Origin of the sequence: Candidatus Halobonum tyrrellensis G22 (genome assembly GCF_000495475.1) — an archaeon.
In the GTDB taxonomy this organism is placed as follows: Archaea; Halobacteriota; Halobacteria; order Halobacteriales; family Haloferacaceae; genus Halobonum; species Halobonum tyrrellense.
Map to the genome: position 1 here is coordinate 36,747 of NZ_ASGZ01000044.1, position 9,886 is coordinate 46,632.

10 protein-coding genes, 1 tRNA gene and 2 pseudogenes are annotated in these 9,886 nt (G+C 72.5%); 6 read left to right on the forward strand and 7 right to left on the reverse strand.

Going from position 1 to position 9,886, the window contains the following annotated elements; genetic code table 11:
* The first annotated feature begins 5 nt into the window (after positions 1–5).
* The 4 genes and pseudogenes from K933_RS12270 (at position 6) to K933_RS17510 (ending at position 2,852) form a co-directional block, all read left to right on the forward strand.
* Positions 6–1,028 carry a DMT family transporter gene (locus K933_RS12270; RefSeq protein ID WP_023395055.1) on the forward strand — a complete coding sequence of 341 codons (1,023 nt, stop codon included), beginning with the start codon at positions 6–8 and terminating at the stop codon, positions 1,026–1,028.
* Between the two features lie 187 nt (positions 1,029–1,215).
* Positions 1,216–2,400, forward strand: a pseudogene (locus tag K933_RS19485) (FG-GAP repeat protein); the annotation flags it as partial.
* A gap of 32 nt (positions 2,401–2,432) precedes the next feature.
* Positions 2,433–2,570, forward strand: a pseudogene (locus K933_RS19490) (hypothetical protein); the annotation flags it as partial.
* 6 nt (positions 2,571–2,576) lie between these two features.
* Positions 2,577–2,852 carry an FG-GAP repeat protein gene (locus K933_RS17510; protein WP_049947844.1) on the forward strand — a complete coding sequence of 92 codons (276 nt, stop codon included), beginning with the start codon at positions 2,577–2,579 and terminating at the stop codon, positions 2,850–2,852.
* A 168-nt stretch (positions 2,853–3,020) separates the two neighbouring features.
* Here the strand turns inward: K933_RS17510 and K933_RS12285 are convergent, their stop codons facing one another.
* Together K933_RS12285 and K933_RS12290 are read right to left on the reverse strand one after the other, a co-directional pair.
* On the reverse strand, positions 3,021–4,124 hold the full coding sequence (locus tag K933_RS12285) for an asparaginase (RefSeq protein WP_023395058.1): 1,104 nt from the start codon (positions 4,122–4,124) through the stop codon (positions 3,021–3,023).
* Entirely contained in the window at positions 4,121–5,353 is a 1,233-nt protein-coding gene (locus tag K933_RS12290) for a metal-dependent hydrolase family protein (RefSeq protein WP_023395059.1), read from the reverse strand. The genes K933_RS12285 and K933_RS12290 overlap by 4 nt, the downstream gene beginning before the upstream one ends.
* A gap of 269 nt (positions 5,354–5,622) precedes the next feature.
* On the opposite strand from K933_RS12290, the gene K933_RS12295 reads away from it, so the two are divergent.
* Positions 5,623–5,874 carry a hypothetical protein gene (locus K933_RS12295; RefSeq protein ID WP_023395060.1) on the forward strand — a complete coding sequence of 84 codons (252 nt, stop codon included), beginning with the start codon at positions 5,623–5,625 and terminating at the stop codon, positions 5,872–5,874.
* A 296-nt stretch (positions 5,875–6,170) separates the two neighbouring features.
* On the opposite strand, the gene K933_RS12300 is transcribed toward K933_RS12295, so the two are convergent.
* A complete protein-coding gene (locus K933_RS12300; RefSeq protein ID WP_023395061.1) occupies positions 6,171–6,557 on the reverse strand; it encodes an STAS/SEC14 domain-containing protein in 387 nt (128 codons plus the stop codon).
* A gap of 91 nt (positions 6,558–6,648) precedes the next feature.
* On the opposite strand from K933_RS12300, the gene K933_RS12305 reads away from it, so the two are divergent.
* The gene (locus K933_RS12305) at positions 6,649–7,407 is read left to right on the forward strand and encodes an SDR family NAD(P)-dependent oxidoreductase (RefSeq protein ID WP_023395062.1); all 759 of its coding nucleotides are present in this window, start codon (positions 6,649–6,651) and stop codon (positions 7,405–7,407) included.
* Between the two features lie 216 nt (positions 7,408–7,623).
* Here K933_RS12305 and K933_RS12310 read toward each other — a convergent pair.
* From K933_RS12310 to K933_RS12325, 4 genes are all read right to left on the reverse strand, one after another.
* Positions 7,624–7,698: transfer RNA gene (locus K933_RS12310), tRNA-Val, on the reverse strand.
* A gap of 97 nt (positions 7,699–7,795) precedes the next feature.
* A complete protein-coding gene (locus tag K933_RS12315) occupies positions 7,796–8,071 on the reverse strand; it encodes a ubiquitin-like small modifier protein 1 (RefSeq protein WP_023395063.1) in 276 nt (91 codons plus the stop codon).
* Positions 8,072–8,119: 48 nt separating this feature from the next.
* Positions 8,120–9,520: a potassium transporter TrkA gene (locus tag K933_RS12320; RefSeq protein ID WP_235063446.1), complete on the reverse strand. Its 1,401-nt coding sequence runs from the start codon at positions 9,518–9,520 to the stop codon at positions 8,120–8,122.
* Positions 9,521–9,522: 2 nt separating this feature from the next.
* On the reverse strand, positions 9,523–9,886 hold a 364-nt coding region (locus K933_RS12325; RefSeq protein ID WP_023395065.1), incomplete at its 5' end, for a TrkA C-terminal domain-containing protein.

Sequence of the window (9,886 nt, forward strand, 5' to 3'; positions counted from 1 at the left end):
GGTACGTGAGTCCCTACCGGAACGCGGCGCTGTTCCTGTTGCTCGCGGCGGTGTGGGGGTCGGCGTTCGCCGCGATCAAGGCGGGGCTGGCGTTCTTCCCGCCGGTGCTGTTCGCGGCGGTCCGTTACGACGTGGCGGGCGTCGTGATGTTGGCGTACGCGTGGTACGCGGTCGACGACCCCGTCCCCCGCGGGCGCGCCGAGTGGACCGAGGTGGCCGTCGGGGCGACGCTGCTCATCGCGGCGTACCACGCGTTCCTGTTCGTCGGCCAGACCGACCCCGCGGTGTCGAGCGCGGCGGCCGCGGTCATCGTCGGTCTCAACCCCGTGCTCACGACGGGCTTTTCGCGCGCGCTGCTGCCGAGCGAGCGGCTCTCGCCGCTGGGTCTCGTCGGACTGGTCGTCGGGTTCGCGGGTGCGGTCGTGCTCGCGGAACCCGACGCCGCGGCGCTCGCCGGCACCGGGGCGGGGAGCGACCCCCTCTCGTTCGCCCGCCTCTTCGAGGGCGGGGTCGCGGCGGGCGTCGGCCGTCTCGCCGACGCGGCCGTCGCCCTCCTCGGGACCGGCGGCGTCGCCAAGGGACTGGTGTTCCTCGCGGTCGTGAGCTTCGCGCTCGGGGGCGTGCTCACCCGGCGGGTCGACTCGGGACTGGAGATAGAGCCGATGGAGGCGTGGTCGATGCTGCTCGGCGCGCTGTTGATGCACGCGGTGTCGGTCGCGATGGGCGAACGGGTCGCCGACGTGACGTGGACCGTCGAGGCGGCCGCGGCGCTCGCGTACCTCTCGCTGGCGGCGTCGGCGCTGGGCTTTCTGGTCTACTTCGACCTGCTCGACCGACTGGGTCCGGTGGAGATCAACCTGGTGTCGTACGTCTCGCCCGTCTTCGCGGCGCTCGCGGGGTGGGTGCTCCTCGCGGAGACGCCGACGCGCGCGACGGCCGTCGGGTTCTGTCTCATCTTCGCCGCGTTCCTCCTGCTCAAGCGCGCCGCCGTCCGCGCGGAACTCCGCCGGCTGGTCTCGTCGGCGTGAGGGGTCGGATCCCCTCGGTCCCCGGGCACGATGCGGACGCTCGTCTCCGAGCGCGTCGTTCGACGGCCCCAGTAGGTGGAAGAAACGACACGGATCGGATGGACTCCATGTGCCTTCAGTGCGGAGAGTAACTCAACCGAACACGTTATTTTATGTACTATAGCTGCGATCTAATTCATGAACTATCATGATAGATGGTGCGTGGATCACGCGACGCAGCGCACTTCGAACCGGCGCGGCCGCGACCGGACTGGTCGGTCTCGGCACGCGGGTCGGAACCGCTCGGTCGGACGGGTCTTCGGCCGACGAGTGCTACTACCAGGTCGACTTCGTCGCCGGCGACCCCATCCAGACGCTCGGAGCGGACGAGGACGCGTTCTACGGCCGACAGAACAGGCTCGTCCAGTACGTCCACGCCACCGGCGACACGGTGATCGAACGCGACACGTGGCTGAACTCGCTCGACACGGAAGTCCGCCGGTGTGTCACTGCCGAACCGATCAACGTGGAGGACGGGACCGTCTCGGTGGAGTTTCGGGTCGCGGAGGGGTGTGAACGGACGCTCTCGTTGACGCTCTACCCCCTCCCGGGCGGCGAGTTCTCCTTCGAGTCCCAGCAGCGCCTCGCCGACGCGGCGACCGGAACCTTCGGCCCCGGAACGCACGAACTGACGGTCGACCGCTCCTCGCTCGGCTGTTCGCGACCCTCGGACGGGTACGACCAAGTCGCCAAACTCACCGCCGCGAAGAGGAAGGGGGGCGACGCGTACGCCCAGTCGGTGGCGGTGTCCGGTTCCGGCGAGACGGCCGTCGTCGGCGCGCGGCTCCAGCGCAACGGCGGGTCGGCGTACGTGTTCGAGCGAACGAACGGGACCTGGAGCCAACGGGCGAAACTCACCGCTGCCGATGCGAGGGAGCAAGACCAGTTCGGCGTCTCGGTGGCGGTGTCCGGTTCCGGTGATACGGCCATCGTCGGCGCGTCGCGCGACCGGCGCGACGACACGGGCCGCGAGGCCGGGGCGGCGTACGTGTTCGACCGGACTGACGGGACCTGGAGCCAACGGGCGAAACTCGTCGCCGACGACGCGAGAGGAGGAGACAGATTCGGTACCTCGGTGGCGGTCTCCGACGACACTGCCGTCGTCGGAGCCCCGTACGACGAGATAGAGGACGGCGGCTACATCGATGCCGGGTCGGCGTACGTGTTCGATCGGACGGGCGAGAGCTGGGACCAGACGGCGAAGCTCGTCTCGGACAGCGCGGTGGGGGAGGACGAGTTCGGTGTCTCGGTGGCGCTCTCCGACGCGGGCGACACCGCCGTCGTCGGATCTCGGGGCGACGGCGACGAGGACAGGGGCACCAACGCCGGGTCGGCGTACGTGTTCGTCCGGTCGGGGAGGGCTGGATCCAGCGGCCGAAACTCACCGCCGACGACGCGGCGGAGTACAGCTACTTCGGCGACTCGGTGGCGATGTCCGGCTCCGGCGACGTCGCAGCTATCGCCACTCGCCCCAAAGGGCGATACGCCTCCTACCCCGGGTCGGTGTACGTGTTCGTCCGATCGGAGGAAACCTGGAACCAGCGGGCGAAACTCATCCAGCCCGGCCAGTCGGTGGGAGTCTCCGACGCGGGCGACACCGTCGTCGTCGGGCCGCACGTGTTCGTCCGGAACGGCGAAACCTGGAGCCGCGAGTCGAAACTCGTCGACGACGACACGGACAACTACTTCGAGTTGGTGGGAGTCTCCGACGCGGGTGACACTGTCGTCGTCGGAGCCCCGGGGGCCGACGACTACGCCGGGGCGGCGTACGTGTTCGAACGGTAGCCCGGGACGCCCTCCGCGCTCCCCCACCCCGTCCGCTCGCGATGGCACGAACGGCGACCGTCGCCACCGAGACGCGTGCCGGAGGCGAGACGGGAGAGGGAGCGCGAACGGCGACGCGAGGCTCCCCCTCGGACCGGTTCGGGTCGTCCGACCGTCGGCGGTTCCCGACTACGGAGCGAACGACTCGAACACCCGGTCGGCGGGCACGCCGCCCGCGAGCGCGAGCCGGAGCGCCAGCCGCGCCTTGTGGACGGGGAGGTCGCCCGCGAACAGGACGCCCGCCTCGGCGAGGGTGACGCCGCCGCCGCGCGTGCCGTAGACGGGTTCGGTGGGGCCGGCGTGACACCGCGTGCCGACGACGACCGGCACCGAGTCGACCGCGCGGACGAGCGCGTCGCCCAACTCGCCGGTCACGTTCCCCAGTCCCGTGCCCTCGACCACGAGTCCGTCGGCGCCCGCCGACAGCGCGCGCTCGACCCCGTCGGCGCCGACGCCGGTCCCCGACGAGACCAGCGGGACCGACACGTCGTCGGCGTCCGCCGACAGCGGGAGCGACACGTCCGGCGGGCGGAGCGGGCGGTGGATATCGACGCCCGCGCGGGTGAACGTCGCCGCCGGACCCTTGCCGGGCGACCCGAACGTCGAGAGCGCGTTGGTGTGTCGCTTGACCGCGTCCCGGGCGGGGTGGAGTTCGTCGTCGAACGCGACCGCGACCCCCGGCGCGAACCGGTCGTCGGCGGCCGCCCGGACCGCGGTGAGGAGGTTCGCGGGCGCGTCGCTTCCGGGTTCGTCGAACCGGCGCTGTGAGCCGGTGACGACCACGGGGACGGGGAGGTCGGTGCCGACCGCGAGCGCGAACGCGGTGTCGGCGAGCGTGTCCGTCCCGTGGGTGACGACCACGCCGTCGGCGCCGTCGTCGACCGCCCGGCCGGCCGCGTTCGCGAGGCGGGCCACCGTGGCGACGTCCATGTCGAACCCCGGCCGGGAGGCGACCGACTCCGCGCTCACGTCGGCGTGTCCGGCGAGTTCGGGCACCCGGTCGACCAACTCGGACCCCGCCTTCGCCGGCGCGGCACCGTCCTCGCCGGGTTCGGAGGCGATGGTGCCGCCCGCCGCGAGGACGCGCACGCGCGGGTGGTCGGGGTCGGTCCCGCTCTCCGGGTCGGTCCCGCTCTCCGGGTCGGTCCCGCTCTCCGGGTCGGTCCCGCTCTCCGGGTCGGTCCCGCTCTCCGGGTCCGTTCCGCGCTCGCCGTCCCGGTCGCGTCCGCTCACGCGCCCAGCCCCTCGTCGACGCGTTCGCCCGAGCGGTACACCGCGGCGGGGTCGCGGAGCGCGGAGACGTCCGACAGCGGGTCCGCCTCGAACGCGAGGAAGTCGGCGCGCATCCCGGGCGTGAGCGTGCCGAACTCGTCGTCGGGGACCGTCCGCGCGGCGACGCGCGTGCCCGCCTCGATGGCCTCCCGTTCGCTCATGCCTATCTCGTCGACGAACAGTTCCGCCTCCAGGGCGTTCTCGCCGTGCGGCACCAGGTCGGGTCCGATGAAGTCGGTGCCGAGCGCGATCGGTACCCCCGCCTCGTACGCCCGCCGGGTGGCGTCGAAGTGGGCCTCCCGCGCCTCCTCGGCTTTCGCCAGTCCGTACTCGGGGACGCCGTGGTCGGCGCCGCGCGTGACGAGACGGTGCATGATCGACAGCGTGGGGACGAACGTCGCGTCCGTCTCCGCAAACAGGTCGAAACAGTCCTCGTCGAGGTAGAAGCCGTGTTCGACCGTGTCGACGCCGTTCTCGAGCGCCGCCTTCACGCCGGGTGCGCCCTGCGCGTGGCTGGCGACCGGGATGCCGACGCGGTGGGCCTCCTCGGTGAACGCCCGGATCTCCCGGTCGGTGAACTGGCTCTGGTCCGGGGCGTCCTTCTCCGAGAGCACGCCCCCGGTTGTCATGATCTTGATCAGGTCGACCCCCTCGCGGACGCGCTTTCGCGCCTCCTTCCGGCACTCGTCGGCGCCGTCGGCGAGCGTCCCGATCCCCGACTCCGAGTCGGCCCACTCGTACGGCAGCATGTGCGAGTCGCCGTGGCCGCCGGTCTGGGAGATGGACCGCCCGCTGGTGTACACACGCGGGCCGGGCACCTCGCCGTCCGCGACGGCGTCGCGTAAGGCGAGGCCGGTGCCGCTGCCCACGTCGCGGACGGCGGTGAACCCCGCCGCGAGCAGGCGGCGGAGGTCCGCAGTCGCGCGGGCCGCGCCGAGTTCGGTCGACTCCGTCACCCACGTCATCGGGTCCATCGAACGGTCGCCCGTCAGGTGGACGTGCGCGTCGACCAGTCCCGGCGTGACCGTCGCGTCGCCGTGGTCGACGACCGCGGCGCCGTCCGGCGCGTCCACGTCCTCCCGCGGGCCGGCGTCGGCGACGCGCCCCGCCTCGACCACCAGTCGCGCGTCGTCGACCGGTTCCGACTCCCCGTCGAGCAGCGTGCCGCACTCGACGACTCGTGTCTCCATGGTGGGTCTGTGCGACCCCGGCCCAAAGCAGTTCGCCCGCCCCGCACGGACTGCCGCCACCGCTCCCCGGCCGCGGACTGGTCGCTCCGGGGGGTCCACCAAGCGGTGTGACGGGGTCGGAGCCGTCCCCGACGGGGCTTCGAACGCCTTCAGTCGGTATCTACTACGTATCGAATCGTTAGTAGGGGGACGCTTCTCGGGGTCGGGCCGGGGTGAACGATCGCGGGGGTATATGGGGGTGGGCGACCGAGTAACTGGTAGCTCCAACGATGACGCCCTCCACCGTTCCCTCCTCGTTGGTCCGAACCGTCGACCGACTGAAGGAGGCGGTTCCGGCCGTCGCCGACGCGCTCCCCCTCCACGCGCTCGGCTTCTACGCCGCCATCGCCGCCCCCTTCCTCTACCTCCCGCTGCTCGGCGGGAGGGGTGGACTCACCGCCGAGGAGGCGCCGCTGTTCGTCGCGCTGCTGGCAGCGAACGTCGGCGCGCTGGTTCTCGGACAGGAGTACCACCGGGAGTGAGCGCCCGCGGCCGCAGGGCGGTCCGAACTCCTACCCCGCCGACGGCGAGTCGGACCGGGGTGAGGTATCGTGCCACCGCCGGCCGGTCGCCGTTCGCCTCCGGCGCCGCCACGCTACCGTCGGCGTAGCTCCCCGGACAGCCGGTCTATCCGGAATCGGGCCGCTAGTGCTCGGCGTCCTCGCCGTCACCGCGTTCCCGACCCGGGCGCGTCGCGCACGACGGCCGACCGAGAACCGCCGCGCGGGTACGGTTCGGCCGCGTAACGCCGGGTAGTTACGCCCCGTCTTCGGCCGCCTCAGTCCCGGAGCCACTCGAAAGCGTCGTCGCGATTGTCGAATATCCGCGAGGTGGTGTTCTCGCCCACCTCGTCGACCAGATCTTCGACCGACATGTTCGCGACGACGCTCTCGGGTTGGACCACGGCCATGTTCGACAGCGACGACCGGAACGCGCGGGGGTGCCACTCCTCTTGGGTCCACTGGCTGTCGGCTTCGGGGACGGTTCCGAGTTCGCGGAGGTCGGCGAGCCAGTTGCGCGCCCCCTCGCGTTCGACCAGTTCGAGACCCTCGTTCAGCCCCTCGCGGTACTTCTCGCCCGACGCGAACGCGTGCCAGTTCATCACGACGGCTCCGAGCGACTCGTTCCACTCGACGGTGACCACGTCCGACTCGTAGTAGGCCATCGGCCGACTCGTGTCCGACCTCGTGTATAAACTATCCCCACCTGGTATCAAAATAGAAAAGCACAACTGGGCGGCGGCACGACGGGTGGCCATGCAGTTGGTCGAAGACCGGACCGCGGTCATCACGGGGGCGGCGTCGGGTATCGGACGCGAGACGGCCGAGACGTTCGCGGAACACGGGGCGTCGGTCGTCGTCGCCGACGTGGACGCCGACGGCGGCGAGGCGACGGTCGACGCGATCGCGGACGCCGGGGGAGAGGCGACGTTCGTCTCCGCCGACGTGTCCGACCCGGCCGACGCCGAGGCGATGGTGCAGACGGCGGTCGACGAGTACGGCGGGCTGGACGTCCTGTTCAACAACGCCGCCATCGAGGGACCCGTCGCGCGACTCGACGAGTACGACGACGACGCCTTCGAACGGGTGATCGACGTGAACCTGAAGGGCGTCTGGTACGGGACGAAGTACGGCATCGAGGCGATGCTCGACGACGACGGCGGGTCGATCGTCACCGCCTCGTCGATCGGCGGCGAGGTGGCGGTCCCGCAGTACGGCGGCTACGGCGTGGCCAAGGCCGCCGTGGCTCACCTGATGAAGTACGCCGCCATCGAGTACGTCGAGGACGGCATCCGCGCGAACGCGGTCGCGCCCGGCATCGTCCGCACCGAGATGATCGAGCGGAGCATCGAGGAACACCCCGAGATGGAAGAGCAGTTCCTGAACACCGAACCCATGCCGGGGCTGGCCGACCCCCGCGAGATAGCCAACGCCGTGCTGTTCCTCGGCTCGGACCTCTCCTCGCGGGTCACCGGCGTGACCCTCCCCGTCGAGGGCGGCTACCTCGCACAGTAGGCGGCTCGGAACCGACCCGGCGGTCCCGAATCGGCGGAACCCGCTGGTCGCTCGTTCCGCTCACGCGTTCGTCCCCTCGCGCCGCGGGAAGCGGCCTGGGGCGGGGACCGACGGTCGTTCCGCTCGCCAACTCGCCTCGCTCGCTGGCTCGAATCCACGTGGAGTCTCGACCGCGCACACTCGTCGCTTCGCTCGTCGGTCGTGCGCCGTCAGAAGTGGGTTGGGGCGGATTTGAACCGCCGGCCTCCTCCATGTCAAGGAGGTGTCATAACCAGACTAGACCACCAACCCTCCGGGGGTGCGTGCCTGCCGCGACTACTCCTTCCGCGGGTACGCAGTTGAAGGTTTCGAAACGTCGACGCCGTCGCCGTCCCCGGCTTTTCCCCGGTCAGCCGCCGCTGACGGGCGGGAACAGCGCGAGTTCGTCGTCGGCGTCGACGGGCGTCGCCAACCCCTCGGTCTCGTGGACGTCCTCGCCGTTCCGGAGGAGGTTGACGTGCGGGCGGAGCTCCCCCTCCTCGTCGAGTACGCGCGCGGCGAGCGCCGGGTGGGCGTCCAAGAGGGCGTCGAGCGCCTCCCCGACGGTGTCGGCGCCGTCGGCGTCGACCGCGAGTTCGCGCCCCCCGGCGGCCTCGGCGAGGTCGGCGAACAGTTTCCAGCGCATGCCTCACGTCCGGCGGCGGGCGGGCAAGAGGGTTCGGGTCGGGGCGAGTCACGAGCGCCCGCGGGAGGCGCCGTCGGCGGGCGGGTCGTCCGCCCCCGTCCCCGCCCGCGCCTCCAAGTCGCGGATCGCGTCCGGCCGAGCGACGACGTACAGCGCGTCGCCGGCGGCGAGTCGTCGGTCCCGCCGGGGGAGGGGGTCGACGCTCCCCGCGGCGGGCCGGACCGCGACGACCGTCCCCGGGAGGTCGCCGACGACGGCCCCAACGAGGTCGCTCCCCCCGCCGACGGTCACGACGCCCATCGTCTCGGCGGCGGCGCGCAACAGCGAGGCGAACTCGCGGTCGACGCGGGGGTCCGTCGGGAGCGTGAGCAGGCGGTACTCCCGGTCGGCCGACAGCGCCGCCGCGTCCGCCTCGTCGACGGCGAGCGTCACCACGTCGCCCGCGGTGGCGCGGAGTTCCCCCGTCGCCACCCGCTCGGGTCGCGCCCCGTCCGCGTCGGCGTCGGCTCCGCCGGCGGCTCCCGCGGACGCCGTCGAGCCGTCGGCTCCGGTGCTGTCGGCTCCGGCGCCGTCGGCGTGGTCGGCTCCGGCGCCGCTCGCGGTCGTCCACACCTGCACCACGTCGCCGACGCTCGCGCCGTTGGCGGGGTCGGCGCGCACCGGGACGGCACACGTCCCCGGCCCGAGCGTCGGTCCCAGCCCGGCGACCCGCTGGCCGACCGCGAGGTACGACACGTCGCCGCCGGTCAGGTCGACGTCGACGTACGAGACGCCGTAGTCCTCCTTCAGCCGCGTCGTCAGCCTCTCGCGTAGCGACGCGTCGGCGGGCCGCCGGGGGAGGATGAGCGTCGCGCCCGCCAGCCGCTCGACCGTCGCCTCGGGGACGGGGTCGTACCCCTCCAGCGTCTCGATCTCCTCGGGGAGCGTCACCGTGACGACCCGGCCGACCGTCCGCACCAGTCGGCCCACCTCGCCGTCGACCCGGTCGGCCCCGGCGACCGCGACCACGTTCCGCGCGAACCCGTCACCCGCCCGCCGGCCCAGCGGGGCCGCGAGCGCGGCGACCGCGAGCGTGGCGGTGTTCGTCAGCACGTTCGCCGTCGTGAAGAAGTCCTCCTGCCGCTGGACCACCGAGAGGAGTTCGCCCAACAGCCCCACCGTGTTGAGGTAGAACGCCACCCCCGCGACGCCGACCAGCACCGCCAGCCCGCCGGGGACGGGTTCGCGGACGTACCACCGGTAGCCGAGCGCCGCCACCGCCGCCATCAGGAACGACATCGTCGCGAAGCCGAGCACCCGGGCGGCTCTGACGGCGAGCGTCGCGTCGACCTGCCCCGTCTGTCCGACCGGCGCGAACAGCGCGACCGCGACCCGGCGGACCCCGACGACGGGAACCGCGGCGGGGTCGACGACCGACGCGACCGACACGACCGACGCGACCGGAGCCACCGTCACGCCGCCTCCGACGCGAAGCGGTCGAGCGCCGCGCCCGCCCCGACGACGACCACCTCGTCGCCCGCGTTCACGACCCGGTCGCCGTCCGGCCCGACCGTCCAGCGGCCCTCGGCCCTGACCGCGAGCACGGCCACGTCGTACTCGGCGCGGACGGCCGCGTCCGCGAGCGTCCGCCCCGCGAGCGCCCCGTCGGCGCGGACGGTCAGCCGTCGGAACCGTCGGCCCGCACGCCGGAGCAGCGACAGCAGTTCGAACTCCCGGCGGGTTCCCCGCGAGCGGACCACCAGCCTACGCACGCTCGCCGACAGCAGCGCGCTCGCCGCCGAGCGGTCGACGGCGACGGTGACCCGCCCCTCGCCG

What these genes read in the sequence shown, in the direction of transcription:
- K933_RS12295 (WP_023395060.1), top strand. Translation starts at nt 5,623, where the DNA reads ATGACGCCCTCCACCGTTCCCTCCTCGTTGGTCCGAACCGTCGACCGA.
- K933_RS12305 (WP_023395062.1), top strand. Translation starts at nt 6,649, where the DNA reads ATGCAGTTGGTCGAAGACCGGACCGCGGTCATCACGGGGGCGGCGTCG.
- K933_RS12315 (WP_023395063.1), bottom strand. Translation starts at nt 8,071, where the DNA reads ATGCGCTGGAAACTGTTCGCCGACCTCGCCGAGGCCGCCGGGGGGCGC.
- K933_RS12300 (WP_023395061.1), bottom strand. Translation starts at nt 6,557, where the DNA reads ATGGCCTACTACGAGTCGGACGTGGTCACCGTCGAGTGGAACGAGTCG.
- K933_RS12290 (WP_023395059.1), bottom strand. Translation starts at nt 5,353, where the DNA reads ATGGAGACACGAGTCGTCGAGTGCGGCACGCTGCTCGACGGGGAGTCG.